We start from the raw sequence: 23,505 nt of genomic DNA on the forward strand, positions 1-23,505 counted from the left end.
TCAGTCTAGGGAAGGGATCCCGAGCAAACCGTACTCTGCAAAGCTCATGAATTTTTTGGGTGTTGGACTGCCGGAAATGTTGGTTATCTTTGCGGTGGCTCTTCTGGTTTTCGGGCCCCGCAAACTGCCGGAGATCGGTCGCACGCTGGCCAAAACCCTGCGCAGCCTGCAGGACGCTTCCAAAGAGTTCGAGGCGCAACTGAACAAAGAGGCCCAAGAGCTGGAAAAAGCCACCCGCGGGACAACGGCTGCCGCCCCTCCCAAGGTTTCCCGAACAGCAGTCACCGAGTCAGTTGCCGATACGCCCCCCCCAGAGACGGATCCCGTCCCATCCGTAGCCGACGACGCTCAAACCGCAGACGCTGCTTAGTCTATGCCCCGCTTTAACCCCCTTTGCTTCGGCATGGAAATTACGCGCTTGTTCGAGCAAGGGCAGTCCTACTTCGCTCCTGCCAAGGTGGAGACCTGGCTGCGGCAACATGGTCAGAACCCGTCCGACTATGAGATCTCGTTTCACCAGGAACTGCCCCCTGCCGGCTCTTCTGCGGCGATGTGGATTCGCATCGACCTAAAGCGTTGGGATGGCCAGCCGGTGGATCCCTGGCTGTTGGAAGCGATCAACCGGGTAGATTGAAAACGGCTTGCTCCGCAGTAAAACCCAGCCCTACGGTAAGAAGGTTGAGGCTTTTTGTCCACCTATGCCCAGTGCCACCCTGTTGGTATCTTGCCCCGATCAAAAAGGGTTGGTAGCCAAGCTCTCCAGCTTCATCTACAGCTACGGCGGCAACATCATTCACGCCGATCACCATACGGATCCCGAAGCAGGACTGTTCTTGAGCCGCATCGAGTGGGACTTGCAGGGCTTCCAACTGGAGCGAGCGGAAATTGTCCCCGCCTTTTCAGGCATTGCCCGTGGGATCCAAGCCAACTGGGAACTGCATTTTTCCGACACGCGCCGTCGCCTTGCAGTGTGGGCCAGCAAGCAAAGCCACTGCCTTTTGGATCTGATCTGGCGGCAAAGGGCGGGAGAACTGCCCGCCGAGATCCCCTTGATCATCAGCAACCACCCCGACCTGGAATCGGTGGCCCGCTCCTTCGGTATCGATTACTACCACATCCCCGTTTCTCCAGAGGGCAAAGCCGCAGCCGAAGCCCGTCAGCTCGCTCTCCTGCAGGAATATCGAATTGACCTGGTGGTGTTGGCCAAGTACATGCAGGTCTTGAGTGGGTCGCTGCTCCGCCAAGCCCCGCCGGTCATCAACATTCACCATTCCACCCTGCCCGCCTTTGCCGGAGCCAACCCCTACCACCGCGCCCATCAACGGGGGGTGAAGATCATCGGCGCGACTGCCCACTATGCCACCGAAGATCTGGACGAAGGGCCGATCATCGAGCAAGACGTGGTGCGGGTCAGTCACCGCGATACCGTTGCCGACCTCGTCCGCAAAGGCCGCGACATGGAACGCCTAGTCCTGGCACGGGCAGTGCGGTATCACCTGGAGAATCGGGTGCTGGTGTACCACAACAAAACGGTGGTGTTTGCCTGATCAGCCCGCGGGCGCAGCGTCGCTCAACGGGATCCCTTTCTGTTCTCGCAGGAGAGCCAAGATCTCGTCCTTCACCTCCTGAAAAGAAGAAGTGCGCTTGAGGCTGTAGTCGCGCCGGCTGGGGAAATCAACTCGGATCTCCCGTTTCACCCGCCCAGGATGGGACGTGAGTACATAGATGCGCTGGGCCAAAAAGACGGCTTCTTCCACATCGTGGGTGATCATCAGGATTGAAGTGCGCGTGCGCTGCCAGAGATCCAGCAAAAACTCCTGCATGGTCTCCTTGGTTTGCACATCCAAAGCGCCAAAAGGCTCATCCATCAGCAAAATCTTCGGTTGGGCCGCCAGAGCTCGCGCAATCGCCACCCGCTGCTGCATACCGCCCGAAAGCTGCTTGGGCAGAGCCTTGGCAAAACGCTCCAGGCCGACGATCTCCAGAAAATAATCCACACGGGCTTCCCTTTCCTGCCGTTTTACCCCCTGCAATTTCAGGCCAAAGCCGACGTTCTCCGCCACGGTCATCCAGGGGTAGAGGGTGTAGGACTGGAACACGACTCCCCGATCCGCTCCCGGCCCAATCACCGGCTCCCCATCGACGCTGATGGATCCTCGGCTAGGCTGCTCCAACCCGGCAATCAGGCGCAGTAGAGTGGTTTTACCAGAGCCGGAAGCCCCCACCACACAGACAAACTCCCCCGACTCCACATGCAAATTCACCCCATCCAGAGCCAAGATAGGTCCACGACGGGTGGGGAAGGATTTGCTCAGGCCGACCACTTCCAAATGCACGACACCACCTCATAAAAAGGCCCAACGACAGGTCAAACGTACCAAGCGTCGCAGCAGCCAATCCAGCAGAAAGCCGATCAGCCCCAACACAATCAAGCACGCAAAAATCTCGTCGGTTCTAAAGAAGCGCTGGGCTAGCTGGATCCGCCTACCCAAACCCTCATTGGCGGCCACCAATTCTGCCACCACCACCAAGTTCCAAGAGGCAGCCATGTTGACGCGGAAGGTGTCGAGAATGTTCGGGGTGATGTATGGAGTGATCACCTGCAGCAACACCTGCCAGCGCCGCCCCCCCAAGGTGTAGGTGGCCTCGATCAGCTCTTTGGGAATGAACTTCACCGCATCCATGATCATCAGCATGTTGAAGAAAACGGTGCCGATGAAAATTAACCCGATCTTGGGGGCCTCATCCAAACCCAAGTAAATAATCAACAGCGGGGTGAAGGCAGGAGCGGGCATGTAGCGAAAGATGCCGCTAATCGGCTCGATCAAGGCGCGGATGCTGGCGAAGGTGCCCATGGCAATGCCGATGGGGGTCGCCACCACTGCTGCCAACAGAAAACCGCTGCTAACCCGACTGAAGCTGGCCAAGGTATCCTTCCACAGCAGGCCGTCTCGCCACAGGCGCAGCAGGGCCGCCCATACCGAAGGGGGAGAAGGCAAAAAACGCGGCGGTACCCACCCCGAGACCGATAGGCCCCACCACAAGCCGAAAGGCACCAGCACCGATAGCGCCGTCAGCAGCAAGGCCAAGGGGCGCGGGATCTCTTCGGCAATGCGCCAAAACACCGTCGGGGGCAGACTGGGGCGGGTGGGTGGAGGCGATTCAGCCGGAGCAGTCAGCATCGTACCTTACCTCACTGGTGGCCCATGAAGGGATCCCGGATATCTCTCACCGTCTAACACCCACCGACTCGGCATAGGCGCGAACGAAGCGGTCATCGAACAATGCCTCCAGATCCTTGGGCCCCTCCGAGATGAAGCCCACTCTCACCATGAAGTCCACCATTTGTCTGGCCGCATAGGGCATGTGCTGCATTCCCTCGCCGGGGCTGAAGGCTTTTAGGTTGTCTTCTATGGTGAAGAAACGAATGCCATCTTTGAACAGTTGCAGCTCCTCTGGGGTGACACCGGCACGTCTGGCCATGATTTCGTCGGCTCGCTGCGGGTTCTCCTCCATGAACTTCAGAATATCGAACCAGCTATTCACCAAAGCCTGCACCTGATCCGGCTGCTCGTCAATCAATTTTTGGCTGACCACCAACAAATCGGGAATGGCCCCTGGGAACTCCGCCGAAGAGAACAGCTCCTTGCTTCCAGGGCGCTCCAGGGCTGTCAACCAAAAGGGCGGAAAGGCTCCCACCGCATCCACCTGACCGGCAGCAAAAGCAGCGGCGGCGGCTCCGGTTTCCAAGGGCACAATGATCACATCGTCGCGGGAAAATCCCTCCCGCTCCAGCCCCAGCGTCAGCAGAAAGTCACCCACCACGCCTTCTTCCACAGCCACCCGCTTACCCACTAGGTCGGCAATGGTGTTGATCCCTTCCCGGACGATGATCTTGTCGTTGCCTGCCGAGTTGTCGTTGACCAGCACCACCACCTGACCATTCACAGATTTCGGCGCGAAGGAGAGCGTATCGTTCAGGGTTTGGGTATTGGCATCCAGTTGTCCGGCGGCAAAGGCTTCCATCGACTCAATGTAGCCATCGAACCAGCGCAACTGCACGTTGGCCCCATTTTTCTTGAAAATGCCCTCTTCTTCTCCAATGGCCCACGGCCACCAACCTGCCCAATTGCTGTAGCCCATCTGAATGGGGGGTCGGGCCAGAGCGGGAGAGGAGCTTCCCAGCAAAAGGGTGGGCAACAACCCCAGCACCCAGGACAAAAACCGGCGGCGACGCGAGATCTGTGGAGAAGAAGTCATAAGCCTGGAAGTTCAAGTAACTGTGCAGCCAGCTTGAGAATGGCTGTTCGCTGGCCTGGATTCTAGGGTCGGCTTGAGACGAGCAGCAAATAGTTAATTTGGCTACAAAATCCCCCAACTTGTTGCTTGGGTTGGCTTTGGATTTTCCGATCTTCCAGAGTGATGGGACTTAACCAAGGGGATCCCTCAGTACTCAAAGGTCATGGGTGGGAAGCGGGAAGGGCGAGATCTGAGCTGGGCGGGTTCAGAGGCAGGAGCGGGATCCCGAAAGGCTTTTGCCTCCTGCTGAAGGTGCTGCATGGCCTGCTCGATTTCCTGGAGTCGCGCGTGGATTTGCCCCTGCCGCTCTCGAATAAACTCCAGCTCCTGGTTGAGCCGCTGCTTTTCCACGGTGAGCTGCTGCATTTCGGCATAGAGGGCGGATTCGGTTTGGCGGCGAGGGATCGAGCGCAGCTTGGGGCGCGGTCGAGTTCGGGGCACACGGGGCAAGCTCATAAGGGGGGATCCCGGAAAACGGTTTGCGCCTATGCTAGCGTGCTCTTGGCGGCCCTTCCATTCCTGGGTAGGATCCGATTCGTCCGGCGTGGAAAACGGCGATGGTGGAAACTGGAGCGGAACTGTTGCAACGCTACGGCAGCGGTGAGCGGGACTTCAGCAACAGCCAACTGGCCGGGGCTGACCTGGCCGGGGCCGACTTGGCCGGGATCGACTTGGGGGGATCCATTCTCCAGCAGGCAAAGCTGGCTTCTGCCAACCTGGAGCGGGCCTACCTGAGCGGTGCCGACCTCAGCCAAGCGGATCTTCAGGGATCCAACCTGCGGCTGGCCAACCTAGAAAAAGCTAAACTGCAGGGATCCCGATTGCAAGGAGCCAACTTGCGTGGGGCCAACCTGGCCGAAGCGGATTTGAGCGAAGCCGATCTCAGCCAAGCGGACTTGGCGGGGGCCAATCTCACCGGGGCCAACTTGAGAGGATCCCTTCTGGCCCGGTGCAAACTCAAGCTGGCCAACCTGCGAGGGGCCTGCTACGACGCCACCACTCAGATGGAAGCGGATATCACTCCAGCAGAGCTGGGCATGGTTCAAGCCTAGAGGGGAAAATGGGGCTAGCCCTCCGGCTCCAAGTCCAGGATCTCCTGAATTTCGGCATCGGTATAGCCCACCGCCCGCAACTTCTCCGATACCGTCTGAATCTCCCCTGGAGACAAATCCTGCTGCCGTACCCGATCCCAGAGATTGGCCACAATCTGCAGCAGCAAACCGCTGCTCTCCGCCTCAAACAGCTCAAAAGCCGTGGCTAGCTCAATGGCCTGCAACACCTCCTCGGCACTGCCAATCGGCTGATCGAGGGATCGTTCCTCCAGCTCCACCAGCAACTGGCGCAGTTGGTTCAGGCCATCCCCAAGAGCAGACATACAGCAGGCTCCACAACGGCACTCGAACCCTCACCCTAGCAGACCCCTATCATTCCGCAAAAGGAATCCCGCCAATTCTGCGGCAGCTACAGCTATTCTGATTAAGAGAGCGATTCAACTGCAATCGAGGCGATTGTCGAGTCAGCATAGACAATCAACAACACCCAAACAACACCGAGAGGAGATGCATGAGTATGGCCCCAGTGAACGTCCTGCCCAATACCCCCCAGCCTTTAGCCGATGAGGGTGGCACCACCTTGGACTATGGCAGCGCGGTTTACCGGCAGGCCTACTCTCGCATCAACGGCATTGTGATCGAAGGGGAACAAGAAGCCCACGACAACTACCTCAAGCTGGCCGAGATGTTGCCGGAAGGGGCAGAGGAGCTGCGCAAGCTGGCCAAAATGGAATTGCGGCACATGAAAGGCTTTCAATCCTGCGGCAAAAACCTGCAGGTAGAGCCGGATAGGGAGTTTGCCCGCACTTTCTTCGCCCCTTTGCGCAACAATTTCCAAAAAGCGGCAGCAGCCGGAGACCTAGTTACCTGCTTGGTCATTCAGTCGCTGATCATCGAATGCTTTGCCATTGCCGCCTACAACATTTACATCCCCGTCGCCGATGAGTTTGCCCGCAAGATCACCGAGGGGGTGGTCAAGGATGAATATCTGCACCTCAATTTTGGAGAGCGCTGGCTAGGGGAGCATTTTGGCGAGGTCAAAGCGCAGATCGAAGCGGCCAACGCCCAGAACCTGCCCTTGGTCTGGCAGATGCTGCAGCAGGTGGACAAGGATGTGGAAGCCATCTACATGGATCGCGAGGCCATTGTCGAGGATTTTATGATTGCCTATGGCGAGGCGCTGGCCAACATCGGCTTCAGCACCCGCGAGGTGATGCGCCTCTCTGCCCAGGGTTTGCGGGCAGCATGACCCACCTCAGCATTCATCCTCTGCCGGCGGACTGCAGTTCTAGGCTGGCTACAGGCGGGTATGGACATGTTTTGATGGGATCCATCAGTTATCCAAGCGGGTAAACCTTTATGTTCGGCCTGATTGGGCACTTGACCAGCCTGGCCCATGCGAAGCGGGTGGCAGACAAGCTGGGTTATTCCGAATATGCGGAGAGCGACCTGGAGTTCTGGTGCATGGCTCCCCCTCAGGTGGTGGACGAGATCACGGTAACCAGCATCACCGGCCAAAAGATTTATGGGCAGTACGTCGAATCCTGTTTCTTGCCGGAGATGTTGGCGGGGGGACGGGTAAAGGCCGCCTGTCGGAAAGTGTTGAATGCCATGGCCCTAGCCCAGCGGCGCGGCTTGAACATTACTGCTTTGGGGGGATTTAGCAGCATCATTTTTGAGACTTTTCGCCTCGACAGTCTCCGGCGAGTCCGCAACATTGACTTGGAGATCCAACGCTTTACCACCGGCAATACCCACACGGCCTACATCATCTGTCAGCAACTGCAGTTGGCGGCCCAGCGCTACGCCATGGACTTGGCAGCCGCTACGGTTGCGGTGGTGGGGGCGACCGGAGATATCGGCAGCGCCATTTGTCAATGGTTGGTGGCCCGCACTCACTTGGGCAAATTGTTGCTCATCGCCCGAGAGCGACGGCGTCTGGAGGAATTGCAGGCCAAGCTCAAGCAGGGGGAGATCTCTTCGCTGGAAGAGGCCCTGCCCCGCGCTGACTTTATCGTTTGGGTGGCCAGCATGAGCCAAGGCATGGCCCTCGATCCCCAAGTTTTGCCGGATCCCTGTGTCATCATCGACGGTGGCTACCCGAAGAACATCGCCTCCAGCTTGCAGCGAAAGGGACTCTACGTCATTGACGGGGGGATGGTGGAGCACTCTTTGGATATTGAATGGAACATCATGCAGTTTTTGAATGTGGCCAACCCGGCCCGTCAGCTTTTCGCCTGCTTTGCCGAGTCCATGCTGCTGGAGTTTGAGGGGCTGTACACCAATTTCAGTTGGGGCCGTAATTTGATCACCCTTGAGAAATTGGATCTGATCGGGCAGCTTTCCCGCAAGCATGGGTTCCGCCCCCTCATGCCCGAAGCCTAATTGAGATTCAAAATGAAGAAAGCCTCAGCCCCAGCAGAGGTGCTGGCCCTGGTCAGGTCAATCACCAATCGACTGAACCTGGACGAAACCTGAAGACCAAACACCAAGAGACGGTCGCCATGCCCCAGTCCTTTACTGCCCACCTTTGGCAAGCCATTCAGCCCATCTACAAGCAAATCCTCGATCACCCCTTCAACCGAGAGTTGGCAGCGGGCAGCCTATCGCGGCAGCGGTTCCAGTTTTACTTGCAGCAGGATGCTCTTTATCTCACCGACTTTGCCCGCGCCCTGGCCTTGATTGGAGCTCGTTCCGAAGGGGCTGAGCAGGTGGTGAGTTTCTTGAACTTTGCCCTGGGAGCCATTGTGGCCGAACGCAGCCTGCACGAAAGCTATTTTCGCCTCTACGACATTCAACCCGAAACAGCCTATGCCCCTGCCTGCTTCGCCTATACCCGTTTTTTGTTGGCTGCGGCGGCTGTGGATCCCTATGAGGTGGCCATTGCCGCTGTGCTGCCCTGCTTTTGGATCTACCGAGAGGTGGGATCCACCATCTATCGCACCGCGCAGCCTGACAATCCCTACCAACAGTGGATCGACACCTACGCCGGGGAAGAATTTGCCCAAGTGGTGCAGCAGGCTTTGGACATCACCGACTCCGTCGCTCAGCAGGCTACAGAACCGCTGCGGGAAAAGATGAGGGCAGCTTTTGTCACTGCCTCCCGGTTGGAATGGCTGTTTTGGGACAGTGCCTATCGCCTCGAATCTTGGCAACCTGCCTAATCCTCAGCCGGTCGGGCTGGCTTACCAGACAGCAACTGCTGGGCTTGCGCGAAAACGGCATCCAACATCGGCTCCGTCAGCAGCCGTGTGGCCGTGTTGCGCCGGCTGGGATGGTAAGACGCCAGCAAATAGCGACCCTCTGCCAGGGGAATAACGCAGTTGTGGCCAAAGCGGGGACGGGGCCTGAGAGGTGGCAAGAGCGTCAGAGCGTGTTGGAAGGCAAAATGCCCCAACGTCAGGATCACTCGCACCTGGGTTAGCAGCTCCAGCTCTTGCTTCAGGTAGCCCAGGCAGGTCTTGGCTTCTATGGCGGTGGGGCGGTTCTCCGGGGGCACACAGCGCACCACGGCCGAGATGTAGCAATCCTGCAATTGCAGGCCATCCTCTCGGTGGGTAGAGGTGGGCTGATTGGCAAACCCGGCTCGGTACAGGGCGCGAAACAGCCAGTCCCCGCTGGGATCCCCGGTAAACACGCGCCCAGTGCGGTTGCCCCCATGGGCTGCCGGCGCCAACCCGATCACCCACAGCCGCGCCTGCGGATCCCCGAACCCTGGCACCGGTCGGCCCCAGTAGAGCTGGTCGCGAAAACGGGCCACCCTCTGAAGGGCGACTGACTCTCGCCAGGCCACCAAGCGGGGGCAGCGGCAGCAACTGACGATTTCAGTTTGCAAAGTGGCCCAATCCTGGAGACCCAGCGCCTCACTCCTCCTCGTCGTCATCCTCCTCTAGCTCGTCGAAGGCAGGGGTGGAATCGTCGATCAATTGATCATCTTCCAAGATCAAACGAGGAGGCAGCTCCGGCAACACCGCAGGCTCTTCCTCCTCTTCGTCAGGCTCCGGCTCGGCGGCAATCTCCTCGTAGGTGGTGAAGCCCGTGCCTGCCGGGATCAAGCGCCCGATGATTACGTTTTCCTTCAAGCCACGCAGCCAGTCGGATTTGCCCTCAATGGCCGCCTCAGTCAGCACGCGGGTGGTTTCCTGGAAGCTGGCCGCTGAGATGAAGCTGTCGGTATTCAAGCTGGCCTTGGTGATCCCCAGCAGGACGGGCGTGTATTTGGCCGGCGCTCCTCCAGTAATGGCCATGGTGGCATTGATCTGCTGGATTTCCCGCAACTCCACCAGCTCCCCCGGCAACAGGATGGTGTCGCCACCATCATCCACCCGCACCTTGGAGGTCATCTGGCGCACCACGATCTCAATGTGTTTGTCGGAGATCTCCACCCCCTGGGAGCGGTAGACGTTCTGCACTTCGTTGACAAAGAAGCGCTGCACCTCCCGCAGAGCCAACCGTGCGGCTTGGTCATCTCCCAAGGTTTGGCGATGGTACTCGTAGTAGATCTCCAAGAGGTCGTGGGGGTTGGCAGGGCCATCGGTTAGGGGATCCCCCACCCCCACCGGCTGTCCATCTACCACGATCAAGCTCTGCCCCGGCAGCCCAGGATAGTCTCTAACGGTGCCATCGGCTTCGATGACCTTGAGATCTGGCTCTTCTCCCCGCCAGCTCAGTTGAACGGTGCCGGGCCGCTTGGCCAGAACACACATTTCCTTGGGCTTGCGGGCCTCCAGCAGCTCCTCAATCCGTGGCAGACCCTGGATGATGTCCCCTGTCTTGGCCCGCTCAAACACCAGGAGGGCCAGGGAATCCCCCCGCTGCACCAGATCGCCATCTCGTACCTGCAGGATGGCACCCGCAGAAACCAAGTAGGGCCGCGCCATCCGCAACAGGACTTGGCCGTCCGTTATCTGCATCACCTGTCCCGACTGTGGAGAAGGGATCCCAGGCGCCAGCTCATCTCCGGCCCGCACCAGCGCCCCTACCGCCACGCTGGCTGAACCTGTCAGGGGCACCTGCACCAGATCGTCGTCGGTAATCACCAGCACCCGCCGCACCACTTCCGCTCCCTGGCGGATCCCTTGGACGATCCCGGCCTTTTTGGCTTGGATTTCGGTGCGGGCGATAACATCTCCGCTGGCGATGGAGTCTCCTTCCTTCACCAACAGCCGCGTGTGGGTACTCCCCTGCGTCAGATCCGCTTCCACGTCGCGGCGCAGCAACAGGGTTTCCAGAATCACCAGTTGCAGGCGGCGAATATCTGGATCCTTCTCATCTTGGATCAGCTCGATATCGGCCTTCAGTTGTGGGGCGTCGGTATCGATTTCCAGCACCAGTTGGGTGCGCAGGAGCTCTACAGGGCCTACCGACTTCACCCGCTCCCCATCTTTGAAGGGAACCCGCTGCACCGCCCGCAGACGAATGGAGCGACCGGACTCGCTGGTGGACTCTTGAGTGGGCACCAAGGGCCGGTCGGGGATCTCGTACTCCTGCACCGGACGCAGCAGCAAGCCTGGGCCTTCGGGAGTTTCCACGTGTTCCAGGTAGACCAGTCGGTCGGGAACGATGCTGCTGAGCACCGGTTGCCCTGGCTGGATTAGGGTGCCACTTTTCACTTCCAAGTCGGCGGGGTTGTCCACCAGATGCAGGGATCCCGGCTTGATGACAATCTCCCGCAGAATGTCGTTCTTCTGGATGACTTCGACAACACCGGCATTCTGGCAAAAGATGTCTTTCACCACCTCAGTGCCTGCTTCCACATACTGGCCATCGTCCACGTTCAGCAGGGAGATGTCCTTGTTCACCTCGTGGGTCTCTTCCGGGATCCACAGCAGGGTGCCGCCCTGGATGACTTCGTAACCTTGCTTGGCCTTGCCGCGCCGTGCCACCTCAATGCTGGCGAACTTCACCAAGCCTCCCGTCTGACTGCGGAAGTGGTTGTCGATCAGCTCCGCCACCACCTCATCGTTGCCTACTTTGGTGCCCGGAGTGGCCTTGAGGACGAAGGTCTGCCCACTAGAAGTGTCCAGCAAAAACTGCTCCCGCCCCTGGTGGGATTCCACCCGTACCCGTGCTTCCCGCAACACCACGGAAGCGTTGATGATCTCCACCTCGCGCCCGCTTTTGGTGTCGCTGCGCTCCGGTAGCCGCACAATGCCGCCATGCTCCGTCACCAGCGAGGTTTCGGCGATCACATCCCCCGCTTCTACCCGATCCCCGTTTTTCACCACCGGCTCGGCCCCCGGAGGCAGGTTGTACACCTGTCCAGACATCACCCAGATCAATCCCTGCCGCTGGGCAGTGTAGGTGGTGTTACCCTGGCGGTCAGTCTTCTCCTCGATGGGCAGATCGGCAAAGCGAATTTCTCCAGCCAGGTCGGCCACCACCTCTTTCTGGGCTTTCTCGGTGCTCTTACGGCTGGCCTTGGCCAGGGACACCTCTGCAATCAACTGATCCCGCTGCACCTGGGCTCCGTCCCGCACCAGCAGGGTGGATCCCTGAGTCATGTCGAAGGACTCCCGTTGACCGTCTGGGCCTTCCAAGATGATTTGGTTGTTTACCTCCACTTGTAGAGCATCGTCGCCGTGGCGGGTACGGAAGGGGCGGGTGCGCAGATTTTTCGGGAACCGCACCACACCCGCAAAGGGGGCGCGAATTTGGCGGGCCACCTCCCCTGTAAACACGCCTCCCGTGTGGAAGGTGCGCATGGTCAACTGGGTGCCCGGCTCCCCAATCGATTGGGCGGCGATGATCCCGACCGCTTCCCCCAGATCCACCAGGCGGGAGTGGGCCAAGCTCCAGCCATAACACATCCGGCACACGGAGCGGTTGGCTTCACAGGTGAGGGGAGAACGCACCATCACCTGCCGGATGCCGGCCTCCACAATCGTCTTGGCCAGGTCGTGATCCACCTCTTGGTTGCGGCGGGCGAGGATCTCCTGGGTTTCTGGGTGCACCACGTCGCGCGCCAGCACTCGGCCCACCAAGCGCTCCTCCAGAGACACCACCACCTTGTCCCCGTCCATCAGGTATTCCAGAAGGATGCCCTGCTCAGTGCCGCAGTCAGATTCCCGCACGATCACATCCTGAGACACGTCCACCAAGCGGCGGGTGAGGTAGCCAGAGTCGGCGGTGCGCAGGGCCGTATCCACCAAGCCCTTGCGGGCCCCATAGGAAGAGATGATGTACTCGGTAACGGTCAGGCCCTCGCGGAAATTGGTTTTGATGGGCAAATCGATGATCTCCCCCTGGGGGTTGGCCATCAGGCCGCGCATGCCCACCAACTGGCGTACCTGGGAGACATTCCCCCTTGCCCCCGAGTTGGCCATCATGTAAACGGAGTTGAGGGGATCGTTCTGGCGGAAGTTGCTGAGCATCTCCTCCTTGATCTGGTCGTTGGTTTGGTTCCAGGTGTCGATCACCTTTCGGTAGCGCTCCACCTCTGTGATTTCCCCGCGGGTGTAGCGCTCGGTGGCCGCCTCGATCTCGGCTTCCGCTTGTGCCAACAACTGCCGCTTGCTGGGGGGAACGCGCAGGTCTTCGACGCTGATGGAGACGGCTGCCTGGGTGGCGTATTTGAAGCCCAGGGTCTTCAGAGCATCCGCCATCTGAGCGGTGCGGGCTGTGCCGTAGCGGGCAAAAGACCAGGCAATCAGGTTACGCAGCTCTTTTTTGCCAATTTGATAGTTGCGAAAGGGCACAGGGGGCAAAGGGGCGTCGGCTTTGTTGCCGTCGGCAGCCTGCCGCGACAGGCCAGCGGAAAATCGTCCTTTTTCGCTCATGATGCCTCGCTAGAGAGAAGGGGAGAGAAGAGCCGTCCTACGGCAGAGGGTAACTACGCAGACAAAATATCCTGCACGGTCTTGTTAAAAATGATCCGGCCCGGCGTGGTGCGAATGTACTGGCTGATCACGTTGCCGTCTTGATCCTCGCGGATACGGCGGTAGTTGGTGATCTTGAGGCGAATGCCGCCCGGTTCTTCGATGATTTGCGGCTCGGACTCTTTTTCGCCCTTGCCCAACTCCATCGGGCCGTGGTAGCGCACCCAGACCTTGCTGTGCAGGCCAATGGCGCCGCGGTCGTAGGCGATGAGAGCATCTTCCAAGCTGGCAAAGAAACGATCGCCAATATCTGGCGCGTGGGGGTTGTCCGCCGTCAGGTAGTAGCACCCCAACACCATATCTTGGCTGGGGGTGATGATGGGAGCGCCGGTGGCCGGGGAGAGGATGTTGTTGGTGGCCAGCATCAGCAGGCGCGCTTCCGCCTGAGCTTCCAGAGAAAGGGGCACATGCACAGCCATCTGGTCGCCGTCGAAGTCGGCGTTGAAAGCAGGGCAGACCAAGGGGTGAAGTTGAATCGCCCTTCCCTCCACCAGGATTGGCTCAAAAGCTTGGATCCCCAGGCGGTGCAGGGTGGGGGCACGGTTGAGCAAGACGGGGTGGCCGTCGATCACCTCTTCCAGCACATCCCAAATCTGTGGGTCATTGCTCTGGATCATCTTTTTGGCAGCCTTGATGTTGTTGACAATGCCCCGCTTGATCAATTTGTGGATGACAAAGGGCTGGAACAGCTCGATGGCCATCTCTTTGGGCAGGCCACACTGGTGCATGCGCAGGTTGGGCCCCACCACGATCACCGAACGCCCGGAGTAGTCCACCCGTTTGCCCAACAGGTTTTGCCGGAAGCGCCCCTGTTTGCCCTCGATGATGTCGGAGAGGGACTTGAGGGGACGGTTGTTGGCCCCCGCCACTACGCGCCCCCGCCGACCGTTGTCGATCAGCGCGTCCACCGCCTCCTGGAGCATGCGCTTTTCGTTGCGCACAATGATCTCCGGCGCCATGATCTCCTGCAGCCGGGCCAGACGGTTGTTGCGGTTGATCACACGACGGTAGAGATCGTTGAGGTCGCTGGTGGCAAAGCGGCCCCCATCCAACTGCACCATGGGACGCAAATCCGGCGGGATCACCGGCAGCACCCGCAACACCATCCACTCCGGACGGGATCCGGTGGCGATGAAGTTGTCGATTACCCGCAGCCGCTTGATCAGGCGTGCCCGCTTTTGGCCGCGAGCAGTGGTGATCTCCTCCCGCAGTTGCTCCGCCTCTTTTTCCAGGTCGATATCCTTGAGCAGGCGCTCGATGGCCTCCGCCCCGATCATCGCCCAGTTCTCCGGCAGTTGCAGTTCGGATCCCTCCTCGTACATCTGATCTTCGATCTCGAGGAATTGATCCTCCGTCAACAGTTGCTTGTAAGAGAGATTCTGGGCATTGCCCGGATCCACCACTACGTAGGCGTTGAAGTACACCACTTGCTCCACATCCCGCAGCGGCATGTCCAACAGCGTGGCAATGTGGCTGGGGATCCCTTTCAAATACCAAACGTGGGTGACCGGAGCGGCCAACTTGATGTAGCCCATGCGGTGGCGGCGCACCCGCGACTCGGTTACCTCCACCCCACAGCGCTCGCAGACGATCCCCCGATGTCGTACTCGCTTGTACTTACCGCAGTGGCATTCCCAGTCTTTGGCCGGCCCAAAGATGCGCTCGCAAAAGAGACCATCCATCTCCGGCTTGAGGGTGCGGTAATTGATGGTCTCAGGCTTGGTGACTTCCCCCACCACTTGACCATTGGGCAGGGTGCGCTGGCCCCACTCCATGATCCGCTCTGGAGAAGCCAAGCCAATTTTGACGTAGTCAAAGCGTTGCTCTGTTTTGGCCATCGCCATTCTCCTCCTGACTTGCTGAACCCAAAGGAGAGGGAAGCCCCACCCTCCTTCGTGGGTTGAAGGGGATCCCCGTCGCGTTCGCGTCAGCGGCACGGAGCCCTCTCAACACTCAAAAGTCCTCTTCCTCTTCTCCGTCCTCATCTTCCTCAAGGCTGCGGCTGGCATTCGCGTCAGCGGTGCGGAGCACTCTGGTAAAGGCTGGTGATGGCGAGAGATCCTCAGCCGTAACCGATTCATAAGTGGGTCGAGAGGGAGTATGACGGTTGGAGGTATCGGCCATCAGATCCACTTCCACATCGTGGGTTTGCCCTTCGCTGTCCACCTCCACCTTGTGTACCGACACATCCAGGCAGAGGGACTGCAGCTCCCGCACCAGCACCTTGAAGGACTCCGGCGTGCCGGGTCGAGGGATGGGCTTGCCCTTGACGATGGCGTTGAGAGCCTCGTTGCGCCCCACCATGTCGTCGGACTTGACGGTGAGCAGCTCCTGCAGGATGTAGGCCGCCCCAAACGCCTCCAAAGCCCACACCTCCATCTCCCCAAAGCGCTGGCCGCCCTGCTGCGCCTTGCCCCCCAGCGGCTGCTGGGTCACCAAAGAATAGGGGCCGGTGGAGCGAGCGTGGATCTTGTCGTCCACCAGATGCACCAGCTTCAACATGTAGGCGCGGCCCACCGTAACAGGCTGGTCAAAGGGTTCTCCGGTGCGACCGTCAAACACCTGGATTTTGCCGCAGTACTTGCCTTCCGGGTTAAAAATCCAGTCCTTGCCGGTCTTCTCTCGGGCTTCCCTCAGCTTGGCCTCCACCGTCAGACGGGAGGCTTCCAAACCGTGCATCTCGTCGAAGGGCATCAGCTTGAAGCGCACCCCCAGATGCTCTGCTGCCCAGCCCAGCAGGCACTCGTACACTTGGCCCACGTTCATGCGAGAGGGCACCCCCAAGGGGTTGAGCACCACATCCACCGGTGTGCCGTCCGCCAGGTAGGGCATGTCCTCAATCGGCAAGATGCGGGAGATGATACCCTTGTTGCCGTGACGGCCCGCGATCTTGTCCCCCACCTGGATTTTGCGCTTGAGGGCGATGTAGACCCGCACCACCATGTTGGCGCCCGGAGGCAGCTCATCTCCCTGTTCGCGGGTAAAGATGCGCACATCTACCACCCGACCGCGCTCGCCGTTGGGCACCCGCAGGGAGTTGTCCCGCACATCCCGAGCTTTTTCCCCGAAAATGGCCCGCAACAGCCGCTCCTCTGGCGGTTGATCAGACTCCCCTTTGGGAGTGACCTTGCCCACCAGAATATCGCCGGCTTCCACCCAAGCCCCAATGCGCACAATGCCGTTTTCATCCAGGTCGCGCAGGGCATCTTCCCCCACGTTGGGGATCTCGCGGGTGATCTCTTCCGGGCCTAGCTTGGTTTGCCGGGCCTCGATCTCATGCTTCTCGATGTGTACCGAGGTGAAGACATCGTCGTAGACCAGCCGCTCGCTGATCAAGATGGCATCTTCGTAGTTGTAGCCCTCCCAGGGCATATAGGCCACCAACACGTTTTGGCCCAAAGCCAGCTCGCCACCCTCGGTAGCCGGGCCATCCGCCAGCACCTGGCCAGCCAATACCCGATCCCCCGTATAGACAAGGGGGCGCTGGTTGAGACAGGTATCTTGGTTGGAGCGCTGATACTTCTGCAGGCGGTAGACAATCGGATCGCCGCCGTCATCTGGCCGAACCACGATTTCGTCGGCGGAAACGTAGGTCACCACGCCATTGGTGCGCGACACCACCACCATGCCGGAGTCCCGTGCCGCCTGCGCTTCCAAGCCCGTGCCCACGTAAGGCCGATCCGGCTTAAGCAGGGGTACCGCCTGCCGCTGCATGTTGGCTCCCATCAAGGCGCGGTTGGCGTCGTCGTGCTCCAGGAAGGGGATCAAGGAGGTGGCCACAGAGATAACCTGCACCGGTGCCACCTGGACGTAGTGGACTTCTGTGGGGTGAGCGGTGGTGAACTCCTGGCGGTAGCGCACCGGCACCAAATCGGCAGTGATGCGGCCTTCGGCATCCACCGGCACATCCCCAGGGGCTACGCGGTACTCGTCCTCTTCATCGGCAGTGAGGTAGACCATGCCCAGATCTTTGCGCACCACGCCGTTCTCGACCCGGTAATAGGGGCTTTCGATAAAGCCGTACTGGTTGACGCGGGCGTGGGTGGCCAGGGATCCGATCAACCCGGCGTTGGGGCCTTCTGGGGTTTCGATGGGGCAGATGCGCCCGTAGTGGCTGGGGTGGATATCCCGCACCGCAAAGCCGGCCCGTTCCCGACTCAGGCCGCCGGGGCCCAGGGCAGATAGCCGGCGCTTGTGGGTCAGCTCCGCCAGGGGATTGGTCTGATCCATGAACTGGGAGAGCTGGCTGGAGCCGAAGAACTCCTTAATGGCCGCCACCAAGGGTTTGGGGTTGACCAAAGAGGCCGGGGTGAGGTTTTCCGACTCGGAGACTGTCATCCGTTCTCGGATGATCCGCTCCAGGCGATTCAGGCCCACCCGCACCTGGTTTTGCAGCAGCTCGCCCACGGAGCGCACGCGGCGGTTGCCCAGGTGGTCGATGTCGTCCACATGGCCGATGTCGTACTCCAAATTGATCAGGTAGTCGATGACGGCCAAAATGTCGGTGACGGTAAGCACCCGCACACTTTCGGCTACGTTCAAATTTAACTTTTTGTTCAGCTTGTAGCGCCCTACCCGGCCCAAATCGTAGCGTTTGGGGTCGAAGAAGCGGGATTCCAGCAACTGCTGGCCACCCGATACGGTGGGGGGTTCCCCAGGCCGCAACTTGCGGTACAGCTCCATTAGGGCTTCTTCTTCGGTGTAGGGCCCCTCTTTCTCCATGGTTTTCTGGAAGAATTCGGGGTGGCGCAGGTTGTCGTAAATCTCGGAGTCGCTCAGGCCCAAGGCTTTCAGCAGAACTGCCGCCGAGAGCTTGCGGGTTTTGTCGATGCGCACCCACACCAGGCCGTTTTTGTCGGTCTCGAACTTCAGCCAGGCACCGCGGTTGGGGATGAGGCTGGCGCTGTAGGTGCGACGCCCGTTTTTGTCCAGCTCCGATTTGTAATAGACGCCGGGGCTGCGCACAATTTGGTTGACGATCACCCGCTCGGCGCCGTTGATGATGAAGGTGCCCCGATCCGTCATCAAGGGCAGTTCGCCGATGAAGACGTCCATGTCTTTGATCTCGCCGGTCTCTTTGTTGATGAGGCGGGTGGGCACCCGGATCTGCGCTTGATAGGTGGCATCCCGCCGCTTGGCCTCCTCGGGGTCGTAGCGGGGGCGGTTGATCTTGTACCCTTTGGAGGGATCCCCAGGGCGATATTCGGGCAGGAAATGCAGTTCCAGCTTGCCGGTGTAATCGACGATGGGGGAAAAGCTGAGAAGCTCCTCTTCAAACCCTTCTCGCAAAAACCACAAGAAACTCTCCCGCTGAATCTCCACCAGGTCAGGAAAGGTAGGAGCGACAGGGGATGGCACTGCTAATTGTGTCATGCGTTGCTCGGGAGGGGTCGCGCTGCAGTCAGGCCTTCCATTATAGAAACCCCGCCAACGATCGTCAACGAACGTTACAAAGGTCGAGGGGCTGTCCGGATCCCTTGAGGGCTCACTTGGAAAATCTCGGCAAAACCGCTGGGGATCCCCTTTTGGCTGCCGGGGCAGGGGCGGTTTCCGCCATGCCTTAAGGATTGTTCACATCCATTCACACTCAAGCAGATTATTCTAATCTTTAACCGTTTTTGCGGATCATCCGCTGCTCCAGCTCGGATTTCCGGTCAACCTTGGGGATCGGAGGGGTGGCTCTGACAGGCTCAGCCGGTCGACAGAGTGGACTTGGCGCCGGTTTGCGTCGCTTTTGAGATGCACGCTGTTGATGCAGGCTGTGGCGGAGCCATCAACAACAATCATGAGAAGGGGTTAGGAATGGGTTTACAAAGCTTCTCAGGCTGGGGGAACCTCGGGATGGCTTGCGGGTGATCTGCGGGTGATCTAATGAAGCACAGTTTGTTGGCGAGGAGGGTTTTGTGAGTCAAAGCCACAACAATCAGAATAAGAATGATTTGAGTAACCGGGACAACAGCCTGTCGGCCCAGTTGCGAGAGGGCACCAAGCAGTCCCACACCATGGCCGAGAACATGGCCTTTATCAAGTGTTTCCTGAAGGGAGTGGTGGATAAACGGGCCTACAGCCGCTACCTGGGCAATTTCTACTTTGTCTACAGCGCTTTGGAAGAAGGCTTTGCCCAACTGCGAGAGCACCCCCTGGTGGGCCGGCTCTACTACCCAGAGCTGTGGCGCAAGGCCAGCCTGGAGAAGGATTTAAATTATTTTGTTGGCCCCAACTGGCGCTCTTTGGTCAAGCCCTCCCCTGCCTGCCAGGTCTATGTCAACCGCATTCGGGAAGTGGTGGAAAAAGATCCGCTTCTGCTGATCGCCCACGCCTACACCCGCTACATCGGCGACCTGTCGGGCGGTCAAATCCTCAAAAACATTGCCCGCCGGGCCATGGGCTTGCCGCAGGGGGAAGGAACGGCCTTCTACGATTTCGAGCAGATCCCTCACGAGGGCAAGTTCAAGCAGCGCTACCGTGCCCAGATGGATGCATTGGGGCTGGATCAAGCCACCATCGACCGCATTGTGGCAGAGGCCAATTATGCCTTCAAGCTGAACATGGACTTGTTTAGGGAGTTGGAGGGGAATTGGCTGTTGTCGATGGCCCGCTTGGCCTGGAATTCGCTGCTCAGCCAGTTTCAACGCAAGCCCGCCCGTTCTGAGGCAGCCGCTCCCAGCTCCTAAAATCCGGATTCCAGAGGGCAGTGAGGCGATGGGTTCTGCTGCCTATCTCCCCTCTCCCTCTGGGAGAAGAGCCGGGGGTGAGGATCAGTCACATTCAAGAGTGTCGCGGGTGGCCCGACCAGTTACAGGGTTAACGCCGGTGGCCCGTTCGCAAAGGATGGAGAGGGCGTCTTGCCGTATCAACGCATTGGTGAAATCCGCCCCATCAATTTGGATCCCTTCGACTCGGGCCAGCCACATCATGCTGTCCTGCAGTTGCGCTTCTCGCAGATCCGCACCCTGTAGGTTGGCCATGTCCAAAGTGGCCCCGCGCAAGTCGGCTCCGCGCAAGTTGGCTTTGCTGAGATTGGCCCCGAACAGGTTCGCCCCTGCCGCCTTCACATGGCTGAGATCGCTTTGGCGCAGGTTGGCCTTGAGAAACTTCCAGCCGCTCAGGTCTTGCCCTGCAAAGCTCACCCCCTGTAGATCTCGTTTGGTGTAGTCCTCTGCCTGGGCCGGGGATCCCAGCGGAGTAACCCCCAGGCAGAGTATCAGCCCGCAAAGCACCATCCCCCGCAGGAAACGGCTCAGCCAAGACCGCCTCGCCAGAACCGAAGCCAGCCAAGCAACAGACATCGTGGATCCCTCCCTCAAGGAAACCTCCATGGCTTGGGAATTGCTTCTGGTTTTATCTTACCGGATAGGGATCCCGCCGGCAGGTTGGGCTATCTTAAAGTCTTCTACTAAAGTCTTCTACAGACCAGATCCGCGATTGGCGAGGGGGCGACAGGGATCCATGTCCGAGATCGAGGTCTTCGATGCGGAGCAGTTGGCCGGGCTGATCGAGGGTCTGGCAGAGGCGATCGGCAGGGATCATCCCCACCTCCAAAAGTTGACGTTGATCGGCATTCGCACCCGGGGAGTTCCCCTGGCCTACCGCCTGCGGGATCGGATTGCCACTCTGCTGGGGATCCCGCCCCAAGTAGGGGAGCTGGACATCACTTTTTTCCGCGACGATTTGAGTGCCGGTGGGTTGCGCACCCCCGATCGCAGCGAAATGCCGCGTGACCTAACCGGCCAAGAGGTGGTGCTGGTAGATGATGTGATCTTTCGCGGTCGCACCGTCCGGGCGGCTTTGGAGGCCCTAAACCACTTTGGGCGACCGGAACGGGTGCGATTGGCGGTGTTGATTGACCGGGGTCACCGACAGTTTCCCATCCAGCCCGATTACTGCGGTTGTCAGCTTTCTACAGAACCGGAGCAAACGGTGAGAGTCCATCTGCGGGAAACCGATGCAGAAGAGCGGGTGCTGTTGATAGACAAAACAGCAAAGATTAAACCCTGAGCCAGCGCTGGGGTGCGGTATTTTAGGGATGACCTGCCGAAACTCACTGCCATGTCTTGGTTGCCGGAAACCCGCCGCTACGCTGTTTTGGGCACGGGCGCTTTGGGAGGATTTTATGGGGCGAAATTGCAACAGGCGGGCTTTTCGGTGCATTTTCTGCTGCACAGCGACTATGACCATGTTCGCCAAAGCGGCCTCTGGGTGCAGTCCTGCTGGGGGGATTTTCATTTGCCCCAGGTGAATGCCTACGCAGCCGTGGAGGACATGCCGGCTTGCGAAGGCGTGATCGTGGCTTTGAAAGCCACCCAAAATGCGCTTCTGCCGCACTTGATCCCGCCTGTGTTGGCCGAGAATGGCGTGGTGATCTTGTTGCAAAACGGGCTGGGGGTGGAACCCGAGATTGCCGATTGCGTTGGCCCAGAGCGGGTCATGGGGGGCCTCTGCTTCATCAGCTCCAATAAGGTTGGCCCCGGCCACATTCACCATCTGGATTACGGTTCGGTGCTGCTGGCAGAGTACGGCCCTGGCTATGCCCCCCAAGGGATCACGCCCCGCCTTCAACAAGTTCAAGCCGATTTTCAACGGGCAGGGATCCCGACCTCTCTCTCTCCAGATTTGATGTTGGCCCGCTGGCAGAAACTGGTCTGGAATATTCCCTTCAACGGCCTCTCGGTGGTGTTCAATGCCGATACTCAGCAAATGATTCGAGACCCTGAGGCCCGTGCTTTGGCGGAAACGCTGATGCAGGAGGTGATACAGGGAGCTGCAGCTTGTGATCGCCTGCTTCCCGACTCCCTGATCCAAGAAATGCTCACCAATACCGAGAAAATGGCCCCCTACCGCACCAGCATGAAAATCGACTATGAGCGCAAACGTCCTCTGGAACTGCAGGTGATCTTCGGCAACCCCCTGCAGTACGCTCGACAAGCTGGGATCCATCTGCCACGGGTTGAAATGCTCTACCGACAGTTGCAGGTGTTGGATCGCCTGAATCGAGGGATCCCTGGGGAGCAGCAGGCTTAAGTTTTTCAAGATCCGGCGGAGCGATCCCAGGGCTGGAGCAGGCTTTCTCCTTTGCTTGCGGGTAGACTGAGCCGCAGTCGTGTACTGTTGCTCTGGCTTTATGCCGCTGGGATCCACCCACGATCGCATTACCCTCTGGACGGCCCCCGGCATCACCCTAGCCGCCGGTTTGCTGGGGAACAGCACCACAGTTGCCCTGGCTGTGGGATCCGCCTATCTGTTCAGCGGCCTGATGTTTTCTGGAGATCTGGACACCTGTTCCCGACAGTATCAACGCTGGCTGTTCTTGCGCTGGATTTGGCTGCCCTACCGCAAGTGGATGCGGCATCGCTCCTTTTGGTCTCATGGGCCGATTGTGGGCACCGCCGTGCGGGTACTGTACTTGAGCCTATGGGCAGGAGGAGCTGGCCTGCTGGGGGCTTGGCTGGGATCCCAGTTGGGCTGGTGGATGTGGCAACCCTGGGTGTGGGGCAGCGATCTCTGGCAATTGCTGCAAGTTCACGCCGAGATGCTCTTTTGGATTGGGATGGGGTTGGAACTGGGATCGGTGAACCACAGCCTAAGCGACTGGATGGTCTCCCGCTGGAAACGCTGGCGCAGAAAACGCCGTCAGGTTCGATCTCCTGCCAGGCGACTTAGCTATCGTGGCTAGGGATCCATTGGGCCAAGGTTTGATTTTTCGCCCGCCACGGCATTTGAATGGCAGTGAGGTTACCTACTGTTCCGCAACGCGTAGTCATTTATCTCACCGTCAAGGTGAAACAAACGACCGGTTGCTTCCTGCTAAGGCCTCCGGCCCGCTACGCGAGCAGTTGAAATAGAGGGTAATAAGAACCACGACTGCTATCAGCCCCTCACCCCCCCTTGAACCTGTGCTGTGCCCACAACTCCGCGACCTATCCTCTCAAGAGGGCTGAAACTGCAAATCTTGGCCAATTACCCTTTAGCCCAGGTACTCTGCTTGTGGCCATTTCGATTCAAACTGGGACACTGCACCCATACCTAAAGCCTTGAATACAGGGAATCAGAAGGCTCTCCTCAGTAGCCCAAGCGTCTCACCCTAACTTGAAATGACTACTTGAAGCAGTTTTGTCAAGAACATTTCCTCTTACGTTGGCTAGGTATTGCAATTCAATCTCAATAAAGCTATGCTGTTACTCAGTTGAGTGGTGGAGTCATATCCATCAGTCTTCCTCTCTTGTCTTGGATGCGGCAGGGATCCTGTGCTGGCAGAGCTGGCCATCTGCGTCAGCAGG

21 protein-coding genes are annotated in these 23,505 nt (G+C 59.1%); 11 read left to right on the forward strand and 10 right to left on the reverse strand.

The genetic code is table 11. From position 1 onward, the window contains the following. Positions 1 to 46 precede the first annotated feature (46 nt). The 3 genes from ACVWVQ_RS07240 (at position 47) to purU (ending at position 1,547) form a co-directional block, all read left to right on the forward strand. Entirely contained in the window at positions 47 to 370 is a 324-nt protein-coding gene (locus tag ACVWVQ_RS07240; RefSeq protein ID WP_414356721.1) for a TatA/E family twin arginine-targeting protein translocase, read from the forward strand. 3 nt (positions 371 to 373) lie between these two features. Continuing rightward, positions 374 to 634, forward strand: coding sequence for a hypothetical protein (locus ACVWVQ_RS07245; RefSeq protein WP_457502395.1), 261 nt, complete (start codon positions 374 to 376; stop codon positions 632 to 634). Between the two features lie 64 nt (positions 635 to 698). After that, positions 699 to 1,547 carry a formyltetrahydrofolate deformylase gene (gene purU, locus ACVWVQ_RS07250; RefSeq protein WP_457507656.1) on the forward strand — a complete coding sequence of 283 codons (849 nt, stop codon included), beginning with the start codon at positions 699 to 701 and terminating at the stop codon, positions 1,545 to 1,547. Here purU and ACVWVQ_RS07255 read toward each other — a convergent pair whose 3' ends face one another. The 4 genes from ACVWVQ_RS07255 to ACVWVQ_RS07270 all read right to left on the reverse strand — a co-directional run bounded on the left by ACVWVQ_RS07255 (position 1,548) and on the right by ACVWVQ_RS07270 (position 4,755). After that, complete coding sequence (locus ACVWVQ_RS07255) at positions 1,548 to 2,336, reverse strand: ABC transporter ATP-binding protein (protein WP_457507658.1); 789 nt, start codon at positions 2,334 to 2,336, stop codon at positions 1,548 to 1,550. A gap of 9 nt (positions 2,337 to 2,345) precedes the next feature. Beyond that, positions 2,346 to 3,182: an ABC transporter permease gene (locus tag ACVWVQ_RS07260; protein WP_414343731.1), complete on the reverse strand. Its 837-nt coding sequence runs from the start codon at positions 3,180 to 3,182 to the stop codon at positions 2,346 to 2,348. Positions 3,183 to 3,228: 46 nt separating this feature from the next. After that, on the reverse strand, positions 3,229 to 4,260 hold the full coding sequence (locus ACVWVQ_RS07265; protein ID WP_414409266.1) for an ABC transporter substrate-binding protein: 1,032 nt from the start codon (positions 4,258 to 4,260) through the stop codon (positions 3,229 to 3,231). A 186-nt stretch (positions 4,261 to 4,446) separates the two neighbouring features. Continuing rightward, positions 4,447 to 4,755, reverse strand: a complete 309-nt coding sequence (locus ACVWVQ_RS07270; RefSeq protein ID WP_238376787.1) for a gas vesicle protein GvpV — start codon at positions 4,753 to 4,755, stop codon at positions 4,447 to 4,449. Between the two features lie 101 nt (positions 4,756 to 4,856). Between ACVWVQ_RS07270 and ACVWVQ_RS07275 the strand changes: the two genes are divergently transcribed. Continuing rightward, on the forward strand, positions 4,857 to 5,351 hold the full coding sequence (locus ACVWVQ_RS07275) for a pentapeptide repeat-containing protein (protein ID WP_414409265.1): 495 nt from the start codon (positions 4,857 to 4,859) through the stop codon (positions 5,349 to 5,351). Between the two features lie 14 nt (positions 5,352 to 5,365). Here the strand turns inward: ACVWVQ_RS07275 and ACVWVQ_RS07280 are convergent, their stop codons facing one another. Next, positions 5,366 to 5,674 carry a hypothetical protein gene (locus tag ACVWVQ_RS07280; RefSeq protein ID WP_457507660.1) on the reverse strand — a complete coding sequence of 103 codons (309 nt, stop codon included), beginning with the start codon at positions 5,672 to 5,674 and terminating at the stop codon, positions 5,366 to 5,368. A 194-nt stretch (positions 5,675 to 5,868) separates the two neighbouring features. Here ACVWVQ_RS07280 and ACVWVQ_RS07285 point away from each other — a divergent pair, with 194 nt between their 5' ends. The 3 genes from ACVWVQ_RS07285 to tenA all read left to right on the forward strand — a co-directional run bounded on the left by ACVWVQ_RS07285 (position 5,869) and on the right by tenA (position 8,515). Further along, positions 5,869 to 6,600 (forward strand): aldehyde oxygenase (deformylating), encoded by a 732-nt coding sequence (locus ACVWVQ_RS07285; RefSeq protein WP_457507694.1) that lies wholly within the window; start codon positions 5,869 to 5,871, stop codon positions 6,598 to 6,600. A gap of 110 nt (positions 6,601 to 6,710) precedes the next feature. Further along, positions 6,711 to 7,736, forward strand: coding sequence for a long-chain acyl-[acyl-carrier-protein] reductase (locus ACVWVQ_RS07290; protein ID WP_457502398.1), 1,026 nt, complete (start codon positions 6,711 to 6,713; stop codon positions 7,734 to 7,736). 119 nt (positions 7,737 to 7,855) lie between these two features. After that, the gene (gene tenA / locus ACVWVQ_RS07295) at positions 7,856 to 8,515 is read left to right on the forward strand and encodes a thiaminase II (RefSeq protein ID WP_414416477.1); all 660 of its coding nucleotides are present in this window, start codon (positions 7,856 to 7,858) and stop codon (positions 8,513 to 8,515) included. Here tenA and ACVWVQ_RS07300 read toward each other — a convergent pair. From ACVWVQ_RS07300 to rpoB, 4 genes are all read right to left on the reverse strand, one after another. Beyond that, positions 8,512 to 9,234, reverse strand: coding sequence for a uracil-DNA glycosylase (locus ACVWVQ_RS07300; RefSeq protein WP_457507662.1), 723 nt, complete (start codon positions 9,232 to 9,234; stop codon positions 8,512 to 8,514). The two genes, tenA and ACVWVQ_RS07300, sit on opposite strands and share 4 nt — an antisense overlap. Then, positions 9,215 to 13,129 carry a DNA-directed RNA polymerase subunit beta' gene (locus tag ACVWVQ_RS07305; RefSeq protein WP_457507664.1) on the reverse strand — a complete coding sequence of 1,305 codons (3,915 nt, stop codon included), beginning with the start codon at positions 13,127 to 13,129 and terminating at the stop codon, positions 9,215 to 9,217. The genes ACVWVQ_RS07300 and ACVWVQ_RS07305 overlap by 20 nt, the downstream gene beginning before the upstream one ends. A gap of 53 nt (positions 13,130 to 13,182) precedes the next feature. Next, a complete protein-coding gene (locus tag ACVWVQ_RS07310) occupies positions 13,183 to 15,066 on the reverse strand; it encodes a DNA-directed RNA polymerase subunit gamma (RefSeq protein ID WP_414388674.1) in 1,884 nt (627 codons plus the stop codon). A gap of 115 nt (positions 15,067 to 15,181) precedes the next feature. After that, positions 15,182 to 18,601 (reverse strand): DNA-directed RNA polymerase subunit beta, encoded by a 3,420-nt coding sequence (gene rpoB / locus ACVWVQ_RS07315; RefSeq protein ID WP_457507666.1) that lies wholly within the window; start codon positions 18,599 to 18,601, stop codon positions 15,182 to 15,184. A 587-nt stretch (positions 18,602 to 19,188) separates the two neighbouring features. On the opposite strand from rpoB, the gene ACVWVQ_RS07320 reads away from it, so the two are divergent. Then, positions 19,189 to 19,902, forward strand: coding sequence for a biliverdin-producing heme oxygenase (locus tag ACVWVQ_RS07320; RefSeq protein WP_457507696.1), 714 nt, complete (start codon positions 19,189 to 19,191; stop codon positions 19,900 to 19,902). Between the two features lie 84 nt (positions 19,903 to 19,986). Here ACVWVQ_RS07320 and ACVWVQ_RS07325 read toward each other — a convergent pair whose 3' ends face one another. Continuing rightward, entirely contained in the window at positions 19,987 to 20,517 is a 531-nt protein-coding gene (locus ACVWVQ_RS07325; protein WP_414356737.1) for a pentapeptide repeat-containing protein, read from the reverse strand. A gap of 160 nt (positions 20,518 to 20,677) precedes the next feature. On the opposite strand from ACVWVQ_RS07325, the gene pyrR reads away from it, so the two are divergent. The 3 genes from pyrR (at position 20,678) to ACVWVQ_RS07340 (ending at position 22,901) form a co-directional block, all read left to right on the forward strand. After that, entirely contained in the window at positions 20,678 to 21,226 is a 549-nt protein-coding gene (pyrR, locus tag ACVWVQ_RS07330) for a bifunctional pyr operon transcriptional regulator/uracil phosphoribosyltransferase PyrR (RefSeq protein ID WP_414358057.1), read from the forward strand. Positions 21,227 to 21,277: 51 nt separating this feature from the next. Beyond that, the gene (locus ACVWVQ_RS07335; protein ID WP_414341611.1) at positions 21,278 to 22,249 is read left to right on the forward strand and encodes a putative 2-dehydropantoate 2-reductase; all 972 of its coding nucleotides are present in this window, start codon (positions 21,278 to 21,280) and stop codon (positions 22,247 to 22,249) included. A gap of 79 nt (positions 22,250 to 22,328) precedes the next feature. Further along, positions 22,329 to 22,901, forward strand: a complete 573-nt coding sequence (locus ACVWVQ_RS07340; protein ID WP_457507668.1) for a metal-binding protein — start codon at positions 22,329 to 22,331, stop codon at positions 22,899 to 22,901. Positions 22,902 to 23,505 lie beyond the last annotated feature (604 nt).

The organism is Thermostichus sp. MS-CIW-36 (assembly GCF_054059035.1).